Source organism: Porphyromonas sp. COT-052 OH4946 (assembly GCF_000765965.1).
Taxonomy (GTDB): Bacteria; Bacteroidota; Bacteroidia; order Bacteroidales; family Porphyromonadaceae; genus Porphyromonas; species Porphyromonas gulae.
This window is the reverse complement of the sequence record NZ_JQZY01000002.1, coordinates 133,743-155,588: the sequence shown is the minus strand read 5'-3', so window position 1 is coordinate 155,588 and position 21,846 is coordinate 133,743. Positions and strand designations below refer to the sequence as shown.

General features: G+C 51.5%; 18 protein-coding genes and 1 tRNA gene. 13 read left to right on the top strand and 6 right to left on the bottom strand.

The genetic code is table 11. The features are described from left to right. Positions 1 to 153: 153 nt before the first annotated feature. Positions 154 to 226, bottom strand: a tRNA-Lys gene (locus HQ50_RS00775). 199 nt (positions 227 to 425) lie between these two features. Continuing rightward, positions 426 to 569, bottom strand: a complete 144-nt coding sequence (locus HQ50_RS11045; protein ID WP_369794158.1) for a DUF1661 domain-containing protein — start codon at positions 567 to 569, stop codon at positions 426 to 428. Between HQ50_RS11045 and HQ50_RS12450 the strand changes: the two genes are divergently transcribed. After that, complete coding sequence (locus HQ50_RS12450) at positions 541 to 633, top strand: DUF1661 domain-containing protein (protein WP_152566834.1); 93 nt, start codon at positions 541 to 543, stop codon at positions 631 to 633. The genes HQ50_RS11045 and HQ50_RS12450 overlap by 29 nt on opposite strands. On the opposite strand, the gene HQ50_RS11770 is transcribed toward HQ50_RS12450, so the two are convergent. Beyond that, positions 599 to 922 (bottom strand): hypothetical protein, encoded by a 324-nt coding sequence (locus HQ50_RS11770; RefSeq protein ID WP_162473240.1) that lies wholly within the window; start codon positions 920 to 922, stop codon positions 599 to 601. The two genes, HQ50_RS12450 and HQ50_RS11770, sit on opposite strands and share 35 nt — an antisense overlap. A gap of 97 nt (positions 923 to 1,019) precedes the next feature. Between HQ50_RS11770 and HQ50_RS00770 the strand changes: the two genes are divergently transcribed. From HQ50_RS00770 to HQ50_RS00720, 11 genes are all read left to right on the top strand, one after another. After that, a complete protein-coding gene (locus HQ50_RS00770) occupies positions 1,020 to 2,207 on the top strand; it encodes a HAMP domain-containing sensor histidine kinase (protein WP_018964476.1) in 1,188 nt (395 codons plus the stop codon). A gap of 15 nt (positions 2,208 to 2,222) precedes the next feature. Further along, complete coding sequence (locus HQ50_RS00765; RefSeq protein ID WP_039427593.1) at positions 2,223 to 8,015, top strand: DUF3320 domain-containing protein; 5,793 nt, start codon at positions 2,223 to 2,225, stop codon at positions 8,013 to 8,015. 293 nt (positions 8,016 to 8,308) lie between these two features. Continuing rightward, on the top strand, positions 8,309 to 10,063 hold the full coding sequence (gene recJ / locus HQ50_RS00760) for a single-stranded-DNA-specific exonuclease RecJ (RefSeq protein ID WP_039427591.1): 1,755 nt from the start codon (positions 8,309 to 8,311) through the stop codon (positions 10,061 to 10,063). Further along, a complete protein-coding gene (locus HQ50_RS00755; protein WP_039418622.1) occupies positions 10,060 to 11,085 on the top strand; it encodes a PspC domain-containing protein in 1,026 nt (341 codons plus the stop codon). The genes recJ and HQ50_RS00755 overlap by 4 nt, the downstream gene beginning before the upstream one ends. Positions 11,086 to 11,374: 289 nt before the next feature. Continuing rightward, a complete protein-coding gene (locus HQ50_RS00750) occupies positions 11,375 to 12,925 on the top strand; it encodes a hypothetical protein (RefSeq protein ID WP_235317892.1) in 1,551 nt (516 codons plus the stop codon). Between the two features lie 31 nt (positions 12,926 to 12,956). Beyond that, on the top strand, positions 12,957 to 14,141 hold the full coding sequence (gene pncB / locus HQ50_RS00745; RefSeq protein WP_018964471.1) for a nicotinate phosphoribosyltransferase: 1,185 nt from the start codon (positions 12,957 to 12,959) through the stop codon (positions 14,139 to 14,141). Beyond that, positions 14,141 to 14,734, top strand: a complete 594-nt coding sequence (gene nadD, locus HQ50_RS00740) for a nicotinate (nicotinamide) nucleotide adenylyltransferase (protein WP_018964470.1) — start codon at positions 14,141 to 14,143, stop codon at positions 14,732 to 14,734. The genes pncB and nadD overlap by 1 nt, the downstream gene beginning before the upstream one ends. Positions 14,735 to 14,748: 14 nt before the next feature. Next, positions 14,749 to 15,129 (top strand): DUF2007 domain-containing protein, encoded by a 381-nt coding sequence (locus tag HQ50_RS00735; protein WP_039422133.1) that lies wholly within the window; start codon positions 14,749 to 14,751, stop codon positions 15,127 to 15,129. Between the two features lie 6 nt (positions 15,130 to 15,135). Then, positions 15,136 to 15,318 carry a hypothetical protein gene (locus HQ50_RS00730; RefSeq protein ID WP_018964468.1) on the top strand — a complete coding sequence of 61 codons (183 nt, stop codon included), beginning with the start codon at positions 15,136 to 15,138 and terminating at the stop codon, positions 15,316 to 15,318. A gap of 103 nt (positions 15,319 to 15,421) precedes the next feature. Then, positions 15,422 to 16,903, top strand: coding sequence for a glycoside hydrolase family 10 protein (locus tag HQ50_RS00725; protein ID WP_081960017.1), 1,482 nt, complete (start codon positions 15,422 to 15,424; stop codon positions 16,901 to 16,903). A gap of 4 nt (positions 16,904 to 16,907) precedes the next feature. Beyond that, entirely contained in the window at positions 16,908 to 18,950 is a 2,043-nt protein-coding gene (locus HQ50_RS00720) for an AAA family ATPase (protein WP_052074856.1), read from the top strand. Here the strand turns inward: HQ50_RS00720 and HQ50_RS11765 are convergent. After that, positions 18,902 to 19,144, bottom strand: a complete 243-nt coding sequence (locus tag HQ50_RS11765; protein ID WP_200880423.1) for a DUF1661 domain-containing protein — start codon at positions 19,142 to 19,144, stop codon at positions 18,902 to 18,904. The genes HQ50_RS00720 and HQ50_RS11765 overlap by 49 nt on opposite strands. Here HQ50_RS11765 and HQ50_RS11955 point away from each other — a divergent pair. After that, positions 19,104 to 19,205: a DUF1661 domain-containing protein gene (locus HQ50_RS11955; RefSeq protein ID WP_235285204.1), complete on the top strand. Its 102-nt coding sequence runs from the start codon at positions 19,104 to 19,106 to the stop codon at positions 19,203 to 19,205. The two genes, HQ50_RS11765 and HQ50_RS11955, sit on opposite strands and share 41 nt — an antisense overlap. Positions 19,206 to 19,310: 105 nt before the next feature. Here HQ50_RS11955 and HQ50_RS00715 read toward each other — a convergent pair whose 3' ends face one another. Further along, positions 19,311 to 21,089, bottom strand: coding sequence for a cell wall metabolism sensor histidine kinase WalK (locus HQ50_RS00715; protein WP_081960016.1), 1,779 nt, complete (start codon positions 21,087 to 21,089; stop codon positions 19,311 to 19,313). After that, entirely contained in the window at positions 21,020 to 21,718 is a 699-nt protein-coding gene (locus HQ50_RS00710; protein ID WP_018964464.1) for a response regulator transcription factor, read from the bottom strand. Before HQ50_RS00710 ends, HQ50_RS00715 begins: the two co-directional genes overlap by 70 nt. Positions 21,719 to 21,846 lie beyond the last annotated feature (128 nt).

Genomic DNA, 21,846 nt, shown 5'->3' with positions numbered 1-21,846 from the left:
GCTCTTTTTATATCTCTGTCCCTTCGAGGGCAGGGGGGCCGGAAGGCCTGATGCGAGAGCTTTCCTCCCGGAAAAAGGCGAACCCGAATATAAAAGTAAAAGGGCCGTGTCGAAAAAAACTATTTCAACACAGCCCTCTCTGCTATTGTTTTGTGACCCCGGTGAGGCTCGAACTCACGACCCAATGATTAAGAGTCATTTGCTCTACCAACTGAGCTACGGAGTCAATACCCATCAAAAGGAAAGCCCCTTTTGATTTTGACGCTGCAAAGGTATGCTTTTTTCGTTATGTGCCAAATGATTCCGGAAAATTTTTCTTTTATGCACCTTCCTGCATCAGCTGTTATGACCCCATCAGTCTAATGCGAGGGCAATGTGTGGGGAGGTCGTGCTTGTCTGTTGGCCGAGTCTGTAGGATGGAGGCGTTAGAGCCTCACCATTGTCGGAAAGTCTACGACTGACAGCCTCGGAAATACGAACGGGAAATGCTCCGATTGTGGCGCGTGTTTTCCCGAAAAGCGGCGCGAGAATTTTTTCGCTGTGGCGCGAGATTTTTTTACTTCTCGCACCAAAACCAAAAAGTTTACGCGCCACATTTTCAGGAAGGACAAAAGAGAAAATTTCCGCGCGTAAACTCATTCGACAGGGGATGATGCTCCCTACACTTTCTTTTAGTGGGAGGAATGTCTGTCAGCTGTCTCTGCTTGTGGAGTTTCTTCCGGTCGAATAGGCGAGGGTTGTCCTCTTCGGTTCTCGATACAATCATTGTATGGATTTTGCGTTCAATAGAGGAGGTTCTGTGGATCCGCCCCCACGGGGAAAGAACGGGGAGAGCTTTGTCCGATGATGGAGCTGTAGAGCTGCCCGAAGCTGAGAGAAATTCGGACAGAATGAGGAATATCTCCCTACCGCAGTAGACCATTATTCTCTATCTTTGGGCGCATAGCATACCTACTTTCTTATGCAAAAGAATACGAACAAGAGGCCTCACCAAGAACGAAAAGCGAAAACTATAGGGTATGAGCTGGAGCGGTAATCAAACTTTCTTCGAGCGGAGCCGCATCACGATGCGCGTTACCTTTATTTTCGCAGCCATGGTTATTGCCCTCCTTACGCTGTTTGCTTCGGACAGCCTGATCGATAAGATGGCCGGCGAGGAAAGGCAGAAAATCGAGCTATGGGCACAGGCTACCAAGATCGTGGCTTCGGACGATGAAGCCGTTCTGGCCAAAGACCTTGTTTTGCAGATTATCCAATCCAATAATAGCATCCCCGTCATCCTGTGCGATTCCAAAGACTCCATTATTTCGCACAACAATATCGACATTCCGGCCGGCAAACCTGCACTACCCTACCTCCAAAAGAAACTTCGTTATTTCAAGGAAGGGTATCCTCCTATCCGAATAGAAATAGAGGCCCGTCGGCCACAATTCCTCTATTATTCCGACAGCCAAACCCTGCGGCGACTGTTGGTATTGCCTTATATAGCTCTGAGCGTGATATTTGTCTTCCTCGGTATCTCCATCATGGCCTTGCTGGCTGAGCGCAGATCCGAACAGAATCGTGTATGGAACGGACTCTCCAAAGAGACTGCCCATCAGCTCGGTACACCCATATCCAGCCTGATGGCATGGGTGGAACTCCTCAAGGCATCGGAAGAGGATCCATCTATCACCAATGAGATGGAAAAGGATATAGACCGACTGCGTATGATAGCCGAACGGTTCCAAAAGGTAGGCTCGGAACCCAAGACGGAAGTACAGGATGTCCGTCAGGCTTTGGGCAGCACAGCGGACTACATGCGCTACCGCGTATCGCGACAGGTGGACATAGAATTGAGGATGCCGAATGAGGTCATGCGCATAGCCCTTTCGGCACCGCTGTTCAGTTGGGTGATCGAAAATATGATCAAAAATGCCGTCGATGCCATGAGTGGCAAAGGAAAGATCACGATCGAACTCAAGGAGAAAGGCTCGTACGCAGTAATAGATATTACCGACACGGGCAAAGGGATCCCCAAGGGGAAAATGCGCGATATATTCCGTCCGGGCTATTCCACGAAGACCAGAGGTTGGGGCTTGGGCTTGTCTCTGGCAAAGCGAATCATAGAGAAATATCACAAAGGGAAAATAAGCGTAAAGCAATCGGAGCCGGGCATTGGTACCACTTTCCGTATTCTGCTGCCGAAGCAGGCCGATCTGCCATAAGTATACGAATGAAATATGGAGCCGAACAAATCCTTTTCTGCCCCGTACTCCGGAGCTTTGATTTTAGAGTATATCGACTTTATCAATTTTGCCATCCAGCACAACGGTATCCGCACCATCAGTCGCTGTGCCATCTCGAACGAGAGCGGGCGCGACTGGGTGGATACGACCGTCCTCATCGAAGGAGCTTACCTCAAGCCGGCAGACTGTCATTTCGATCTGATTCCTACAGGTACTACCATAGAAGCGGAGGGTCTGGAGCTGAAGGTCGATGCAGCCCGGCTCATTTCGCTGACAGAGGGCTTCGGCACTTCCTTCTCCTGCACCGTCCGAGTGGGGCAAGAAGAGATCTACAGGGAAGAGTACGAAGTGCATCTGATGGCCTATGACCAGTGGGCCGGGATCCGCATAATACCTGAGATACTGTCGGCATTCGTCACACCGAATCATCCGCTTCTCTCCCGTGTTCTCGTCAAGGCGGCCAAATTCATGGAGCGATGGACAAAGTCCAACTCGCTATCCGGATACCAATCGCAAGACCCCTCCATCGTTCGCTGGCAGGTAGCCGCCGTGTACGAGGCCTTGCGCTCGGAAGGGATCGTCTATAGCAATCCGCCGGCGAGCTTCGAAAAAGCAGGCCAACGGATCCGGTTGGCAGACAAGGTGCTGAATGAAAAAATAGGTACTTGCATAGATTTGACCCTGCTCTTCGCGGCTTGTATAGAGCATATAGGGCTTTATCCCCTTTTGGTCCTGTTCGAAGGGCATATTTTTTTGGGTGTCTGGCAGGAAGAGCGATTCTATAGCCAGGCCACCGGCGACGATCGGGAGTTTCTGCTCAAGGGCTGTGCCAATGGTATCCACGATATTGTCTTCGTCGAGAGTACGATGCTGACGGCCTCGGAGCCTGTCAGTTTCGAACTGGCCGTTGAAATGGCTACGCAGCAGCTGCGTACGGGCTTGTTTCAGATGTTCATAGACGTAGTGGCTTGCCGGCTCGGAGGGATCAAACCCCTGCCGCAGAGAGTGGCTACGGAGGGAGGCTTCGAGCTGGTCAATGAGGGGATCAAGCACGACAATGTCACCAAGCGAATCATGAAGATCAGCCCGCTGGACATCAAGCTGGACAGCGATAAGGAGCTGACCAAACAGGATATTTGGGAAAGAAAGCTGCTGGATATTTCCCTGCGCAACAACCTTGTCAATATCCGATCCGGTCGTAGAGCCTTGCCTCTTATCTCGTACAACATCGAGCTTTTGGAGGATTCGCTCCATGCCGGCAACAAGTTTATCATCTTGCCTGCGCCCTCCGACGAATGTGCCCGTCCCAACGAATATGGTATATACGACTCCGCTACCAATCCGGAGGTCGTAGCCGCCACTGTCACGATGGGGCTGCATAGCAATACGCTCTACTCCTATTTGGACGAAAGCGAACTGCAAAACACCCTCAAAGACTTGTACAGAAAATCCAGAACAGCTCTGGAGGAGAACGGAGCCAACTCGCTTTTTCTGGCTATAGGCATACTCAGGTGGATGGAGACGGAGCAGAGTCATCGTCCTCGCTACGCCCCGATCTTGCTCATGCCGATAGAGATCGTCCGCAAAGGGGCAAGCCGTGGCTATGAACTGCGAACCCGAGACGAAGAGACCATGCTGAACATTACGATGGTCGAACTGCTCAAGCAACAATACGGCATAGATCTCTCAGGCCTGAATACGCTCCCTCAAGACGAAAAGGGTACCGATATTCCACTGGTCTTGGCGGCTATTCGCTCACAGCTTCGCGACAAAAAAGGCTGGGATGTGCTCGAAGAAAGTATGGTGGGGCTGTTTTCTTTCAACAAATTCGTCATGTGGAACGATATTCACACCCATGCCGATAAGCTGCAAGAGCACCCTATCCTGAACGGTTTGATGAACAACCGCTTGCAAATGTTCGACCACAGCGAAGAGGAAATCGACGCTCGCATCATCGACAGCACAGTGCCTCCGACGGCTTATTCCATCCCGATCGATGTGGATTCATCGCAATTGGAGGCCGTGATCGAGTCGGGGAAAGGAAAGAGCTTCATCCTTCATGGCCCTCCCGGCACGGGAAAATCCCAGACTATCACCAATATGATAGCCAACGCACTGTACCGAGGCAAGCGCGTACTCTTCGTCGCTGAGAAAATGGCTGCCTTGTCGGTCGTTCAAAAGCGACTGGAAAAGATCGGGCTGGCACCTTTCTGTCTGGAGCTGCACTCCAACAAAGTCACCAAGAGTCACTTCCTCAGTCAGATGCAAACGGCCTTGGACATCCGACGTCTGCAACCGGCCTCTGACTACCTGAGCTGTGCGGACGAACTCTTCTCCCACCGCTCCAAGCTCATTGGGTATATGGATGCCCTCCACAAAGAGAGGGCGTCCGGACTCTCGCTATTCGACTGTATATCGGGTTTCCTCCGTCATTCGGGGGCGGATATGGATGTCAGCCGAGTGCCTGCAAGCCTATTGCAGAAAGAGGCGATAGAGAAAGTAGTCGAAGATATAACCCAGCTGGACACTGTGTTTTTGGTAAGCGGACATCCGGCCGGACATCCGCTGGACGGTTTGGAGCCGACTGATCCGACGATGCTGAACCTGCCATCGCTGCGCGATAGCTTAGCAGAAGCCAAACGCCTGTTCGGAGAATTGTCCTCTGCTCCGCAGGCACTGGAAGATCTGTTGGGTGTTGGTCCCGACGAATCGGTCGATGGCGTGATCCGGATGCGCGACATTCTCGGCTGTCTGTTCCATATTTCCTGCTTCAATGACGACCTGTTCCGCCTCGCCGAGAACCGACAAGCGTGCATCCGAACCCACGATCTGCTGGGTACGGCTCGTGATAGGCTCCGTCTGCATGAAGAGCTTACGCGAGACTATGCACCGACTGTTCTGGAAGAAGACGGCCACAGGCTGCGTGCGGAATGGCAAATGATCGAAAGTAAATGGTTCTTGCCTCGGTTTTTTGCTTCCGGCTCTTTTGTCAAGCGTTTGCGCCGTCATAAACCCACTCTCTCCAAAGCCGAAGTGCCTTTGCTCATCGAACGTCTCTGCGCTCTGCAAGAGCTGAGCGAATCGGTCAGTGGAAGCGAATCCGATCTGATCCGTTTGTTCGATGTCAGAGGTTTGGGAAGTGACCGGGAATGGCTACAGGCCCAAGAAAATCTTCACCGATCCGAAGAATTTGTCCGATTGTTGGCCGGTCATGCCGAGCAGACAGGCCAAAGCTATGAAGTGATCCGCCAAGCCGTGACTGCTAAGATCGGCGGCCATTGGCAACCCATCTTCGATTCCAACAGGAATAAACTACAGCAGATATATGACCGAACCGTCCGGCTGCTACAGGTGTCGGACTCCCTCGCCCACTCCGTCGCTATCAGTCTTCCATCCGGCTACGAACAAATCTGTGCCAGACTTTCCGTTTGGATAGAGCATCTGCCTCGGTTGAAGGATTGGTCGCAATGGATCCTCTGCAAGCGAGCTCTCTTGGATGCAGGAGCAGCACCGGCCATCGACAGGATATGCCACGGCAAAGGATCCGTACCAGCTGTATCTGTGGCAGAAGCCTTTGCGCATAATCTCTACAGGCGCATGGCAGAGGAGACCATCGCATCAGACCCTACCCTACAGCTCTTCAACGGTATCCTTTTCGAATCCGTCATAGAGAAGTACAGATTCCTGACGGCCAATTTCCAAGAGCTTAGCAAGCAGGAGCTATACTGTCGCTTGGCAGCGAAAATCCCCCAACTGACGATGACTGCGTCCAACAGTTCAGAGGTGGGCATCCTGAAACGAAACATCGCCAACGGAGGCCGTGGGACTTCCATTCGCAAGATCATAGACCAAATACCCACTCTTCTGCCCAAGCTCTGTCCCTGCATGCTGATGAGTCCGCTGTCGGTGGCCCAGTTTATCGACCTCGATGCAGAGAAATTCGATCTGGTCATTTTCGACGAAGCCTCGCAAATGCCGACGAGCGAGTCCGTAGGTGCCATAGCCCGAGGCAAGGCACTCGTCGTGGTGGGCGATCCGAAGCAGATGCCGCCCACCAGTTTCTTCATGACCGGAAGGAACAACGAAGAAGATGCCTACATAGACGATATGGAGAGTATCCTCGATGATTGTATCTCTCTGTCAATGCCTTCCCGATACCTTACATGGCACTACCGAAGCAAGCATGAGAGCCTGATCGCGTTCAGCAACAGTCGCTACTACGATGGCAAGCTCTTTACCTTCCCCTCCACTGATGACAGGGTTTCGAAAGTCAGCTTGGTGAAGATAGACGGCGTGTACGACAAGTCGAATACGAGAAGCAACCGCAAAGAAGCCCAAGCCATCGTCGATGAGATTATCCGGCGGTTGGAAGATCCGGCCCTGTGCGAGCGAAGCATCGGTGTGGTATCCTTCAGTCAGGCGCAGCAAAACCTTGTAGAAGATATGCTGATGGACGCTCTGAGCACCAGGCCCGACTTGGAACAGAAAGCCTTGCATGGTGCCGAACCGATCTTTATCAAGAATCTGGAAAATGTGCAGGGAGACGAGCGCGATGTCATACTCTTCACCATCGGTTATGGACCGGACAAGGACGGTAAGGTGTCGATGAACTTCGGTCCCTTGAACAACAAGGGCGGGGAACGCCGGCTGAACGTCGCCGTATCGCGTGCCCGATACGAAATGATCATATATACCTCGCTCAGTCCCGAACAGATAGATCTCAAACGAACCAATTCGCTCGGTGTGGAGGGACTGCGCCTGCTTTTAGAGTTTGCCGCACACGGATTGTCTCATTTGCCCAATCGAAGCAGTCAGGTACGTGCCGAGAGTGCGATCGTAACCGATCTGGCAGGTGCACTGCGTAGCCGTGGTTATAAGACGGACACGATGATCGGCTGTTCGAACTTCAAAATAGATCTCGGCATACGCCATCCGCAGAATCCGGAACAATACCTCCTCGGCATCTTGTGTGACGGGAAAAACTATTTCGAGACGAAGACCACGCGCGATAGGGAAGTCGTCCGGCCGGGAGTCCTTCGCATGCTCGGCTGGAATATCCATAGAGTATGGAGTGTGGATTGGTTCGAAAACAAGGATCGGGTGATCGACCGTATTGTCGAACAAGTAGATGCCTTGCTCCGCTTGCCGGCTATTTCCTCTATGGCACCGGTACAGCCGGTAAAGAAGTTTTCCATCACCTCTGCCGCCCCACTCCAAAAGCCATCCAAGAGCAAAGAGCAACCCTATCGCTCTTTCCCGATCGAGAAGGCTCCTAACCACACTGCCGACCTAAGTACCCTGACCGCCAACAAGGCAGAAGTAAGAAAGGCGATCCGATCCATCGTCCAAACCGAGCAGCCTATTACCGATACCCTTTTGTACAGACGCGTAGTCGAGCACTTCGGTCTTAGTCGGGTCTCTCCTCGCCTGCGAACTCTCGTCGATAGCTTGACGGACAAATTATACCACGATCCCGTTTCCTTCGAAGGGAGCCACACGCTCTGGATAGACAGCGAAGCGGCCGAAGGATTCGACTATTACCGCACGGATTCCGGCAGAGAGATCAGCGAAATTCCCACCATCGAGATCATGAATGCCCTTATGCATATCATGGAGGAACAGCTTGCTCTTCCTCGCCTCGAACTGTGCAAACTGGCAGCCCAGCTTCTTGGGTTCGCTCGTAACGGAACGAAAGTGCAGACACATACAGATTATGCCGTCGAGGAGCTCCTGCGTAACGGCAAGTTCAGAGAATCCGATCGGGGAATGATCGCTCTGAACGAATAGCGGTTGCTCTTAATATCCGCATCTCGCAGTATGCGTTAGTTCGCCGAGGAAGATAATCTACCGCCCTTTGCCCTCGCAAGTTTGCAGATGGATCAAGTCGGTTCTCTGTACGTTGTGCACAAATGATACAGCATTATTATTACATTTACGGAGCATAAATGTAGCCGGCCGGTGTCATTTTCAATAGAAATGCACGGTGTAGCGTTATAAAATAAATACAAGTTGGAGCCCGGACGTGCCTGTTGTTCCGACTCTTGCTATTCACAATTGAAAAAGTAAAAAAATGACATATAATGAATTACAACTGGAATTTGGAGCCGTTTTCCGCAGAGGAACGTTCCCTCGGGACAATATTCTGTCGGGAGCTAAGGCTCGCGCCCGTAGTGGGGTGCCTATTGGCACGCAGGGGAATAGCTTCCGTGGAGGAAGCTAAGCGTTTCTTTCGCCCAAGATTGGAGGATCTCCACGATCCTTTCCTGATGAAGGATATGGACAAGGCTGTGGCTCGCCTGAACAGGGCAGTGGGGCGAAAGGAAAAAATCATGATTTACGGTGACTATGATGTAGACGGTACCACGGCAGTGGCACTCGTCTATAAGTACTTGCGCGCCACGGGCTGCTCCGAAACCCAATTGGATTACTACATTCCGGATCGGTACGATGAGGGTTATGGTATATCTTATCGAGGGATTGATTTGGCTCACTCTCTCGGAACGAAACTGATAATCGTACTTGACTGTGGTATCAAAGCCGTCGAAAAGGTGGCATACGCCAAGTCGCTTGGCATCGATTTTATTATCTGCGACCATCACAATCCGGATGAAACCCTGCCCGATGCCGTTGCGGTGCTGGATGCCAAAAGAGCCGACAATACGTATCCTTACGAGCATCTCTCCGGCTGTGGAGTCGGGTTCAAGTTTATGCAAGCTTATGCCCGGAGCAACAATTTACCCGAATCCAAGCTCCTTCCTTTGCTCGACCTCGTGGCCGTCAGTATAGCTTCGGATATTGTTCCTATTATGGGGGAGAACCGCATACTCGCCTATTACGGACTGCGCCAACTTAATAAACGCCCTTGTCTTGGCTTACAGGCTATAATAGATGTATGCGGTCTGAAGAAGCGAAGGATAGATATGAACGACATCGTCTTCAAGATCGGGCCTCGGATCAATGCTTCCGGTCGTATGATGAATGGGGGGAAGGCTGTGGAACTGCTCCTCTCTCAGGATGCTGTGGAGGCCCAAAGCCGAACGGCCAATATAGACGAATACAACGATCAACGTCGCGAGCTTGACAAGGATGTGACGGAACAGGCTATTGACATTTTGGGCGAGCTATCCGATGTGGACAAGAAGATCCTCGTTATCTACCGGCCGGAATGGCACAAGGGCGTCATCGGCATAGTAGCCAGCAGGATGACTGAACGCTATTCGCGCCCGACGATCGTGATGACGAAGAGCGGCGATTACATTTCCGGTTCGGCTCGTTCGGTGGGAGGATTCGATGTGTATAAGGCTATCGAACATTGCAAGGATTTGCTGGTCAATTTCGGTGGACATCCTTTTGCTTCCGGTCTGACGATCAAAGAAGAGAATCTGGAAGCTTTCCGAAAGATGATTACGGACTATGCCGAAGAGGCTGTATCGCCGGAATTACTGGTGCCGCAAATAGATGTAGATGCCGAAATATCCATCGAAGAGGTCAATTACAAACTTCTCGACAACCTCAAGCGGATGGGGCCATTCGGACCGGAAAATTCCAAGCCGGTCTTTATATCCCGACAGCTGTACGATGCCGGAGGTAGCAGGGCTGTGGGGAAGACATCCGAACACCTGAAGATAGATGTGAGGGTGGGATCGGGCGAACGCCATCCGGTGAGTGGGATTGCATTTAATCAGGCCGGTCATTGCGATGAGATCAAAAATGGTCCTTTCCACCTTTGCTACACGATAGAAGAGAACGAATTCAACGGCAATAAATCATTGCAGCTACTGGTGCGCGACATCAAACCCGAAGAAGAATCCACCATTAACGGAGAGACAAGATGAAGAGAACGCTCACGATGAATCTGGGAGGCAAGGTCTTCCATATTGATGAGGATGCCTATAACCTGCTGGAGGAGTATCTACACAATTTAGCCTCACATTTCGATCGGGATAACCATACGGATTGTAAAACGATCGAAGAGTTTGAGGCTTATTTGTCGGATATGGTCATCGCCCGATTGCACAGCGAACACGCCATAATAAGTATCGGCCTGATTCGAGAAGTCATAGAAAAGATCAATATGGTTGGCGGATATTCTGCCGGTGCCGATCAATACCGACAGAATGGAAAAGAAGCAGCAGACCATCGATACGCAACGGAGGAATCTCCGAAGCGAAAGTTTTACCGAGACATGGATCGTGCCGTTCTATGTGGTGTTTGTAGTGGTATCGCAGCATATACGGGATGGAATGTGAATGCCGTTCGTGTAATTGTCGTGCTCATGACGATTGTCGCGTCTTCGCTCTTTTGGATGGTTATTGTCGGCTATTTAGCTGTTTGGATGATAGCTCCCCCGGCAATAACGGCTTCCCAAAAACTGGAGATGTACGGCGAACCGATTACCGTAGAGAATATTGGTAGGCGTGTCGCTGCCGATGTAGATGCGAATCTTCATCGTAGGGGTGCTTCGGTACTCAATACATTGGGATGTGTCCTGAAAGGATTGTTCGTCCTCGTAGGAATCGGATTTGTATTCGCCGTTGCTTTCGGGCTCTTGGGGCTGGTTTTGGAGTTATTTGCAGGTGATTACGCAACTGATGCTCCCTTAACCTCGGATTGGGTATCTATTCCCTCATGGATGGTGCTCTGTGCTACGGTTTCTCTTTCCATCATTGTCGTTGTGCCGGTAATGGCTATCATCTTAAGGCACCACGGTCCGGGAAGAAATGGCATTATTCCTGTTGGTCTCAAATGGCTAGGCTTGACCATCTGGTTTGTAGCGGCAATTTTATTGGCTGTAGTCTTCATTTTGATAACCCGTGAGCTGGGTTTGAATTTCTTCCTGCATCGTCATTCGGTGTAATCGGCTTAATATGAGTGATGTCTTAAACAATGTTCCGTCTATCTTTTTGGAGAGAACCTGTAAAGGTTTTTGAGTTTTTGTTCATATCTTCGCTTTAGAATCTTACCTTTTGAACAAGAATAACAGCAGCCTATCAATAAGTATGAGCGATAATTGTCATCTGGCAGAGAAACCATTTCGAAGTGTTGTCCTCCCGAAGGATTCCATTCTGACTTTATTTTTCCGAATTTGTCTCCGAAATTGGTATTGGATTCTCCTTTCTGTTGCTCTTTTTGGTGGCTGGGGCGTAGTGAAGTATAAGAGGGCGGGCGTAGCTCCCAGCACCTATTTTACAGCCGTAATGGCACGATTCCCCGAAGGAATTCAGCGAACAAGTTCCGGCGGATTGAACCCGAATTATAGCCTCTATGATAGCTATACCCCACGTTGGGAAGGTATTTCCGTATTGGATTGGAATTCTATTTTCAATGGTCTTTGTGCTACAAGCCTAGTGGAAAGAGTGGGAGAGAAAATACAGTACGATGTAAACTATTTCCTCCCGGGTAAGGTGGCTAATCATGATATATATGATAGTACTCCGATTCATTTAATCTTCTCCCCTGAGAGTGCGCATAGCTCTTTCACTGTAAAGATGAAGATTGAAAAAGAATATGCTATGATCTTATCTCTGAAAGGAATACATGAGGCGAAAGGGATAAGTCTGGCCGATATCCAGCTTCCTTATGGTACTCCTGTAGCTACCCCGATCGGAGAACTTAGGGTGGAGAAAACGGAGCGATTCAACCCTGAAGCTTTGGAAAAAGAATTCTCCTCTATGCCTATTATAGTTACTAAAGAACCCAAGGATAGAGCACGTGTGCGCTACGATTCGGAGCTTAGAACCGAGGAGTCGAAGGGGCGAATAGAGATGAGGATAACGATAAACAGATCTTTAGGTTTTGCAAGAGATTTTCTTGACGGCCTTATAGAAGAATTCGATATCCAGTCCCGCGAGAAATATCGTCAGGAGGTAGAAGAAAAAATCGCTTTGGTGGAAAAAAGTCTAAGCGATCTTCAAAAGTCAGAGGGTTATGTCTCGGATTCTACTCTTCTCTCTTTGGGGATCACGGAGAAGGAAATCAGTGCTGACAGTGAGGCTTTGCGCAAGAGGTTGGTGTCTATGATCAATGAATACAAAGTGGATCTTTTGACTGCTGATGCATCTTCGAGCCTAATTGTGTTGGACAAGACTAAGTCTGTTCCCGGTTCGAAGAGAGATTTATTGATCTTGCTTATCAATCTGGCCATGGGCTTATTTTTCCCCATGATTATCTTCTTTGTCTACATCGTTCTGCGCAATCTGATATTGGCACCTTCGGAACTTGGCGAAAAAGCGCTCAAGCGTATACTGGCTCTACTGAATGGAAGTAAGAAGAGAACGGCTACGATGCAACGGGATATAGACTTACTTCGTCTCAATCTGACTGAATACCTATCGGATTCGGCTTCCTCTTGTATTATCCTGACAAGCATGAGCGGTAACGAACAGACCGAGAGGATAGCTACAGAACTGATAAATTCTTTTGAGAAAAAGGGAAAGAAAATCCAAATGGTCCACCTTGAAGAGTCGGATGCTGCACTCCAAGAGGTGGCCGCTTTGCGTGAAAAGGGTATATCCGTTTTAGCCATGGCTCCGAGTATAGTAGGTAGTGCTTTGGCCGTTGAGGCAAGTCTCGTAGCGGATGTTTCTTTGTTGTTGGCCGAGAGCATGTGCTCGAAGAGAAAAGACAAAGACGAAGTCGAAACATTTATCTGCCAGAGTCGTTGTCCTGCTTTCGTGCTATGGTTGGATAGGTACTAAGACTTTATTCATTTTCTAACTCCAAAGTTTTATGGGTATTATCCGGAGCATATTAGACACCGATCTATATAAATTCACTACCGGCTATGCCTATGCCAAGCTATTCCCCAGAGCTTATGGCGAATTCCGCTTCATAGACCGCAACCGGCAGCTCTTTACCGAGGAATTTGCCGAGCTGGTACGTGCCGAAATACGAGCGATGGCATCTCTGTCTTTGACTCGTGAGGAAAAAGAGTTTCTCCGGCGGGAATTACCTTATCTACCGCCGATATACATCGATTTTTTGGAAGGTTTTCGTTTCGATCCGGAAGAAGTTACAGTATCGATAGACGCACAAGGTCGCTTGGATATACGAGCGCAAGGCCTTCTCTATCGTGTGACGCTTTGGGAGACACCCATCCTGGCCATTATCAGCGAACTCTACTATCGTTTTATCGGGGCCCAACCGGATTGGAAGCACGTAGAAGAGGTAACTCGATCCAAGGGGGAATTGATGCGAGAGCATCGAGCTACGTTCTCGATATTCGGTATGCGGAGGCGTTTCTCCCTTGATGTGGAAGATCGTGTGACGGATATTCTCAAGCAGTATGCAGGTGAGAGTCTCTTCGGTACCAGCAACGTACACTTAGCCCATAAGCATGGATTACGCGTGTCCGGTACACATCCGCACGAGTGGATACAATTCCACGGGGCTATTTACGGCTACAAGATGGCCAATTATGTAGCCATGGAGGATTGGATCAATGTCTATGACGGTGATCTCGGCACTGTGCTCACCGATACGTACACGACCGATGTTTTCATGCGCAACTTCAGCAAGAAGCATGCCATGCTCTTTACCAGTCTGAGGCATGACAGCGGCGACCCCGAAGTATTCATCGAGAAAGCAATACGGCGATACGAAGAGCTGCGAGTAGATCCCAAGATCAAGTACATCATATTCTCTGACAGCCTCACTCCCCAGCGAGCCATAGAGATTCAAGATATGTGTGCCGGCAAGATAAAGGCCAGCTTCGGCATCGGTACCAATTTGACGAATGATGTAGGTGGGGGTGTAGAGCCACTGAATATCGTTATGAAGCTCTGGAAGTGCAAGATGACGGCGAAAGACGATTGGCACTACTGCGTCAAGCTGAGCGATGTCGATGGCAAACATACGGGAGAGCCGGAAGAAATCCTTCTGGCGATGAATACACTGGGAATCAAACCGAAATAATGCTGACAGGGCTCTTCTTCGGATCTTTCAATCCGCTGCATATCGGTCATTTGGCACTGGCCAATTATCTGACAGAATACACTCCGATCGGAGAGTTGTGGTTCGTGCCGAGCCCGCTGAATCCTCTAAAAAACACCCAAGAGCTACTTCCGTACCATCTGCGCTGCGAGCTGATAGAACAAGCTATTCAAAACGATGCTCGTTTTCAAGTCGTGCGCATCGAAGAACTCCTACCTTCTCCTCATTATACCATCCGGACACTTCGTGTCCTCAGCATGCTGTATCCCCGTCATCGGTTCGCCCTCCTGATCGGGGCGGACAACTGGCAGAGCTTCGATCGATGGAAAGATCATCATCGGCTGACGGCCGAATACGAGCTCATTATCTATCCGCGATTCGGCTATGAAGTAGACGAAACAAAACTCCCGGCCGGATGCCGATACGTACATGATGCTCCGCGAATAGAAATCTCCTCTACCCAAATCAGGACAAGCATATTGGAAGGAAAAGATCTGCGCCACTGGCTGCCTCTTCCTGAGTACCGGGACGTCATAGCATCTGCCCTGCAAAGCTGTCTGTCACAAAAACGCTGAGAAAAAGAGAACCTATGGAAGAAAGAATGGTCACGCTCGTCTGCCTGCAAAGCAACGCTTTGGCAGAAGAACTCCAACGAATGCTCGCCGAAGCAGGTATCACGGCTTATCTGCGTAATGAATACACCAACCGCATCATAGGCCCTATGTGCGATGTCGGTGGTGTGCGAATAGAATTGGCCGAAAGCGACCTCGAAGCAGCTCGCACTGTTTTGGCGGAGTCCGGATTGCCATTGGCAGAGCCGGAGCAGACCCAAGTGGGGCGTATCAGCCGATGGGCGGACAACCTGCCTCTCCTGCGCAATCGTCCTTTGGAGCAGCGCTTGTGGATCATTACGGGACTGCTCATAGTCTTTCTCGGAATGCTTTCCATCATACTCTATCTCTTAAGCTAAAGCAATATGCCCCGGCGGAAACCGCTTAGCAATAGCCAGATCATTTGTATCGCACTCCTTTGGATACTGCTCGTCATCTATGCCATTGGGGCAGGAAGGCCGAGCGGACAATTGTTTTTCGGCATCATTTCCTCCGGCATCGTCGTATTTGTCACCATCTACAAAGACATTCGTCGCAGGGGAAAGTAGAGTCGTTCGCGACTTTCTCCTCTAATATCACTATCATTACCATCCCATGTATCGTTGTTCTCGCAGGTCTCCTGCCTTTTTTCTTGCCTTGGTTTTTTGTGTAATGGCATTCTTTAGCTGTGGCACCAAGCGAAAATTGCCCCCACAAGTGTACACTGATCATCCCAAGCGGGAGTTTCGTGCAGCATGGATCCAAACCGTCTATCAGAGCGAGTATGCCCGCTTGGCCCCTGCCGAAGTTCGCCGCTTGCTGATCGGGCGACTGGATAAACTCAAAGAAGCCGGCTGTAATGCGATTATTTTCCAGATCAGACCCGAGAGCGATGCCTGGTACGAATCTGCTATAGAGCCATGGAGTCGTTTCCTGACAGGCCGTCAGGGACAAGCCCCTACGCCCTTGTGGGATCCGCTCGCTTTCATGGTCAGCGAATGTCACAAGCGGGGGATGGAGCTGCATGCATGGATCAATCCATATCGCGCCTCGACTTCCGGAACGGCAGGGCTTGCCCCCGATCATCCCTACCACCGTTATCCGGAGTGGTTCGTCACCTACAACAATCAGCTCTACTACGACCCCGGAGTGCCGGATTGTAGAGCTTACATCTGCCGTATCGTGCGAGATATTACGATGCGATATGACGTCGATGCCATTCACATGGACGATTACTTCTATCCATATCCGGTGGCCGGTATGGCTTTCCCCGATGGCGACAGTTTTCGCCGATACGGACAGGGATATACCTCCCAAACGAAGGGAGACTGGCGGCGCGAGAATGTAAACAAGCTGGTACATGAAATCAAGCTGACCATACTGCAGTCCAAACCGTGGGTGCGTTTCGGCATCAGTCCCTTCGGCATATATCGGAACAAACGCTCCTCCCCTTCCGGTAGTGAGACAGCCGGACTTCAGAACTATGATGACCTCTATGCCGATGTGCTATTGTGGCAAAAAAAAGGCTGGATCGACTACGTTATCCCCCAAATCTATTGGGAGATCGGACACAAAGCCGCAGACTATGCCACGTTAGCTGAGTGGTGGGGACGTAATTCTGTCGGAGCGACACACCTCTACTTCGGGCAGGATGTCAAACGAACGATGACTGCCCGACAACTCGCGCCCAAGATGCGGATGCAGCGTGCCGTAGCAGCCGGGCATGCCCTTTGGCCGGCCGGTGAGGTGGTGAACAATACCCAAGGAGTGGCAGACAGTCTGCGTAGCCGCTACCACCGCTATCCCGCTCTTATACCGGCTTATACGGCCATGCACCGACAGGCTCCTCCGAAAGTGAAAGGCCTGCATGCCGCTTGGTTGCCATCGGGCTTTCACCTGATCTGGCTTGCCGAAAAGGACGAATCCGATCCCGTCAAGGCCTCCTACTTCGTGGTCTATGCCTTCCGCCATGGCGTGAAGAAAACGACCCAACATGCCGAAAACATTTGGGTGATTACACCCGAAAACAGTATCCGCCTTCCCGACTCCCACGCTTCAGCGGATTATACCTACTGGGTGACAGCCGTGGATCGCTTCCATAACGAGAGCAAACCGGCCAAGCTGAAAGTCAAAGCCCGATACAAACGCCCCTGAGCGCATGCCTCGTCGTAAGACAAAAAAGAGAGAGGAGGCCCTGCCCACCATTGACCCGGCCAATGAGGAGATGGGCTATGTGCTCAGCCTGATCGAGCGTACAGACCAAAGTCTCTTCCTGACCGGCAAGGCCGGAACGGGTAAGTCCACACTGCTTCGGCATATCTGTGCTACGACGCACAAGAAGTTCATCGTGCTTGCACCTACCGGTCTCGCGGCTCTGAATGTCGGAGGGCAGACGCTCCACTCATTTTTCAAGCTGCCACTCCGCCCCATTCCGCCGAACGATCCCGATCTGAGCACTCGTGACAAACGGGTGTTCGATGTATTTCGCTACACGAACGAACACAAGAAACTGATCCGAAGCCTCGATCTGATTGTCATAGACGAGGTGTCCATGGTTCGGGCCGATGTCATCGATGCCATTGATAAGCTCCTCGGTATATACAGAGGCCGGCAAGAAAGGCCTTTCGGTGGTGTGCAGATGTTGTTCGTGGGGGATCTTTATCAACTTGAACCTGTGGTAACGGCAGATGATGCCGACATACTGAAACGATTTTATCCCAACCCCTTCTTTTTCTCCTCCGAGGCACTGCGAGCCACTCCTCCCGTCACAGTGGAGCTGACCAAGGTGTATCGACAGACAGAGCAGGCGTTCGTGCAGATACTCGATCGAATCCGATCAGGCAGGCTGATCGAACAGGATCTTCGGGACATCAATAAATGCGTCGATCGCCATTACGAACCACCGAAAGACGAGCCGGTCATCACCCTCGCCACCAAACGCCGGCACGTGAGCTACATCAACGAGCGACAGTTGGACCGGCTGCAGGGCGACCCCATCACCCTGTACGGCACTATCGAAGGCGATTTCCCCTCTTCATCCTTACCGACCGAGGAAGAGCTTATCCTGAAACAGGATGCTCAGGTGATATTCGTCTCCAATGACAAAGATCACCGATGGGTCAATGGGACACTCGGCATAGTAGCCGGCTTCGATCCGGAGAGTGAAACGATAGACGTATGTCTCAGCACCGGAGAAGTTGTCACAGTGGAACCATGCATCTGGGACAATAAACGCTTCTCCTATAATGAGCAGGCCAATAAAGTGGAGGAGGAAGTCCTGGGCAGATTCATTCAGTATCCGCTCAAATTGGCTTGGGCGATCACGGTACACAAGAGCCAGGGACTGACGTTCAATCGGGTGATCATCGATTTCTCGGAAGGGACCTTCGCCGGCGGTCAGGCCTATGTAGCCCTCAGCCGGTGCCGTTCGCTCGAAGGTATGGTGCTGCGTGCACCGCTTGCCGGTCGGGACGTCATCGTCCGTCGTGAGATTGTCGATTTTTATTCGCGAGCCAATGATCTGGGTGTAATCAATGACTCGCTCGAACGTGCCGAGGCGGAACGTGAGTATGCACAAGCCCTCCGGCTGTGGAATGCTTGCCGTTATACGGAAGCCATCGGCACCTTTTCACAAGCATTAGCGAAGAAGAACGATTTGGACGACCCACTCTTTCGCCGTCTGCTGGTGAGCAAGCTGTTCGAAATGGAGTATGCATACCGCCGTGAGGAACAGCTGCGGCGTGAGTTGGCCGAGCAGCGCGAGGTTATGCGTCGACTGGCCAAAGAATATGTACTAATGGGCAATGACTGTATTGCGGAGGCTCATGATGCTCAAGCGGCCATCCGCTCCTACGACAAAGCCCTCACGCTCTATCCCGACTATATGGAGGCCTTCGTCAGGAAAGGTCGGGCATTGGCCGGACTGAACGAAATAACCGCTTCCCTCTCTGCTTTGAATCAGGCTGTAGCCATTGCTCCGACGGATTTTACTGCTCGATTCACGTTGGGACAAGTCTTGGAGAAATTCGCTTACTACGAAGAGGCCCTCGATGCATACCGACAGGCCGATGGGCTCAACCCCCAAAGCCGCACATTGCTCAAACGGCTTATTGCCCTCTGCGAGGAGCTGGACGAAGAAGACGAAGCCGAGCACTACCGAATCCGCTTACGCAAGCTCCGAGAACAGGCCGGCCGGAAGTGAAACAGCTTGTGGCGTGGCTTAGCCTGCCCGCATCCCGTAAAGCATCCATCACCCCCCGATCCGATAGGCCGGTCTATCATCCCAACCTTTCGCAATACGCACCGGAAATGTGCTGATTCCGGCCCGAAATCTCTGAAAAAGTGGCGCGAGAAAATTTTCGTTCTGGCGCGAGAAATTTTTACTTCCCGAACCAAAACGAAAATTTTCTCGCGCCATGTTTTGCGGACTGACGACCGGACAAATTCCCGCGCGTAAACTCTTTGGCAACAAAGAATAGTCTCATTGCTTGAAAAGAGACTTCAGTCGCTTTTCTGTACAGTGCGATAGAAGGAGGAAAGATGGCGTCGGAGGGGGGGCTTGTCAGAGGGTGCGCTTGAGGCGGAACAGGAACTCCAGACCGCCTTCGGAGCGGTTTTTGATGGTGATCTCTCCCTTGTGGAAGAGGACTGCGTTCTTGACGATGGAGAGGCCTAAGCCCGTGCCGCCCGTTTCTCTCGTTCGCCCTTGGTGTACCCTGTAGAATCGCTCGAAGAGCCGTGTCAGATGCGATTCGTCCGAGATCCCCACTCCCGTGTCGTAGAATGAAAAGTAGAGATAATCCTCGTCCTTGCGGTAAAGATCGATGATGATCTGTATGTTTTCGCCGCCGTAGCGGATGGCATTCTCCGTCAGGTTGCGGAAGATGGCATAGAGCAGGCTCTCATTGCCGGTCAAAACGGTATCGGACGGTAGATTCGGCCGGAAGGATATGCGATGCGCCGTAAAGTCCGAGGCGAAGTCCTTGCCGACTCTTTCCAGCAGTTTGCTCAGATTGATCGGGGAGAGCTTGAAAAGAGCGGGCGACTCGTCCAGCTTCGTGATCAGGCTCATGTCGTGGATCAGATCCGATAGCGCCAAGGTGCGATGATAGGCCTGTTGGAGGAAGTACTCGCGGGTGGCTTGGTCGGGGTTCTGCTCCAGGAGTGTTTCCAAATATCCGCGAATACTCGTTACCGGCGTACGTAGTTCGTGGGCTATATTGCCCGTCATCTCTTGTTTGATGCGGTGCATTTTCTCGTTTTCCGTCACATCGTTGAGTACCATTTCGAACCCACCGTCTTCGAATACGCCTGCTCGCAGGGAGAAGGCTTTGCCATGGCGTCTGATCCGGCTTTCGTAGGAGGTTGTTTTGCCCCCTCCTTTCACAAAGTCGAAAACAGGGGCAAAGAGGGGATCTTCCGCCAGCGTTGCTGCGCTGATGTCGTTGCAGTCGCTGATGGCATGCAGATACTGAACGAAAAGGCCGTTGAAGAAAAGAACTTCGTGTGCGGGGGTGAAAAAGCAAACTCCTTCGCGCGAATAGAGTACATGCTGGGCAAGGCGTTCGCGTTCGTAGTCGATTGCTTGCGTTTTCTCGCGAAGGTCCTGATAGTTGCGCGCTATTTTCCGGCTTACTTCGCCCAGCTCATCGTCGGGGAATGTCTCTCCCGCTGCTGCCGTGTCGGGGTTGATGGCCAGATCGCGAAGGCGTCTGATGGCTCCGCTCGTGCTGTGCGCCACCCGGCCGATGAGCAGGAGGGTGACGGCCAGGAGGGCGATAGCCCAATAGAAGAAGGGGGCATCCATCCGAAGCAGATAGCGCACTTCGGTATTGTAGGGGAGAGCTACCCGTATGAAACGGGAGCCGATCTTTTCGGCCAGGTAGAGATATTTGACTCCATCGGACTGGGAGATGCGTATGTCCGTCCCATGCCGATGACGGGAGGCAGCTACGACCTCGGCACGCGCCGAGTGGTTCTGCATTTGCTCCGAGCTGTCTATCACATTATCGAAGAGGACTACGCCCTTGTGGTCGATGATGCTGACGCGTATGGAGCGGGGGAGAAGGGGCAAAATGTGGCCGAGTCTGTGCCGATAGTCGGCCGTGGTGTCGGGGGCGGCTTTGTCTATAATGGATACGTATTCTGCCAGCCGATCCTCAAGAGCTTGTTTTTTGATCGTTCGCTGCCGCCACTGTCCTATCAGGATCACTCCTGCAAAGAAGAGCAGGAAAAGACATCCGAATCGGAGGAAGAGTTTGCCCTTGATGTTCAGTCGCATAGGAGAGCGGGATTGAACCGATAGCCGTAGCCCGAACGGTTGGTCAGCATGGGAGCACATACGCCGAGTTTCTTGCGAAGCCGGGTAATGTGCACATCGACCGTTCGTTCGGTGATATAAGGCGTTTCGCTCCAGACCTTCTCGATAATCTCGCTACGGGAGAGCACGCGGTCGGAGGAGCGAACGAGCAGGACGAGCAGTTCCATCTCGGTCTTGGTCAGCTGTACGGGTTCGCCGGCCACGAATACTTCTTTGGTCTCCGGATTTATTTGCAGATCGCCGCAGACGATCAGGCGGGATGAAGCATGATGTTCGTCTTTCGCGCCTGTCGAACGACGCAGGACGGCTCGGACGCGGGCAACGACTTCTTTGATGGAGAAGGGTTTGGGGATGTAGTCGTCTCCTCCGACCGAAAAGCCCGTTAGCATATCGTTCTCGGTATCCTTGGCCGTAAGGAATATAATAGGAGTGGTGTCGCGCCTTTCTCGGAGGGTCTCGGCCATCTTGTATCCGGACATGCCGCCCATCATCACATCCAGCAGGATCAGGTCGAAAGGAACGGAGAGCGTGATCAGGGCTTCTTCCGCGGAATGGGCGCTGCATACCTCGAAGCCTTCGCTTCGGAGGTTATAGGCCAGGATTTCGCATATGCTGTGGTCATCGTCCACTATCAGGATCTTATATGCCATGCTGTCGTTGCAAAAGTTTGGATACCAAAGATATGGAATAATGGAAATGGAGCTGTCCGGAGCAGTAAAAAGAGGTGGAGGTAACCCGGGGTTGTGTCAAAGTCCATTCTTTGCACAGCCCCGGTTCG

What these genes read in the sequence shown, in the direction of transcription:
- HQ50_RS00710 (WP_018964464.1), bottom strand. Translation starts at nt 21,718, where the DNA reads ATGGCATATAAGATCCTGATAGTGGACGATGACCACAGCATATGCGAA.
- HQ50_RS00715 (WP_081960016.1), bottom strand. Translation starts at nt 21,089, where the DNA reads ATGTGCTCCCATGCTGACCAACCGTTCGGGCTACGGCTATCGGTTCAA.
- HQ50_RS00770 (WP_018964476.1), top strand. Translation starts at nt 1,020, where the DNA reads ATGAGCTGGAGCGGTAATCAAACTTTCTTCGAGCGGAGCCGCATCACG.
- HQ50_RS11770 (WP_162473240.1), bottom strand. Translation starts at nt 922, where the DNA reads ATGGTCTACTGCGGTAGGGAGATATTCCTCATTCTGTCCGAATTTCTC.
- HQ50_RS00755 (WP_039418622.1), top strand. Translation starts at nt 10,060, where the DNA reads ATGAAGAGAACGCTCACGATGAATCTGGGAGGCAAGGTCTTCCATATT.
- HQ50_RS00730 (WP_018964468.1), top strand. Translation starts at nt 15,136, where the DNA reads ATGCCCCGGCGGAAACCGCTTAGCAATAGCCAGATCATTTGTATCGCA.
- pncB (WP_018964471.1), top strand. Translation starts at nt 12,957, where the DNA reads ATGGGTATTATCCGGAGCATATTAGACACCGATCTATATAAATTCACT.
- nadD (WP_018964470.1), top strand. Translation starts at nt 14,141, where the DNA reads ATGCTGACAGGGCTCTTCTTCGGATCTTTCAATCCGCTGCATATCGGT.
- HQ50_RS00765 (WP_039427593.1), top strand. Translation starts at nt 2,223, where the DNA reads ATGGAGCCGAACAAATCCTTTTCTGCCCCGTACTCCGGAGCTTTGATT.
- HQ50_RS00735 (WP_039422133.1), top strand. Translation starts at nt 14,749, where the DNA reads ATGGAAGAAAGAATGGTCACGCTCGTCTGCCTGCAAAGCAACGCTTTG.
- HQ50_RS00725 (WP_081960017.1), top strand. Translation starts at nt 15,422, where the DNA reads ATGGCATTCTTTAGCTGTGGCACCAAGCGAAAATTGCCCCCACAAGTG.
- recJ (WP_039427591.1), top strand. Translation starts at nt 8,309, where the DNA reads ATGAATTACAACTGGAATTTGGAGCCGTTTTCCGCAGAGGAACGTTCC.
- HQ50_RS00720 (WP_052074856.1), top strand. Translation starts at nt 16,908, where the DNA reads ATGCCTCGTCGTAAGACAAAAAAGAGAGAGGAGGCCCTGCCCACCATT.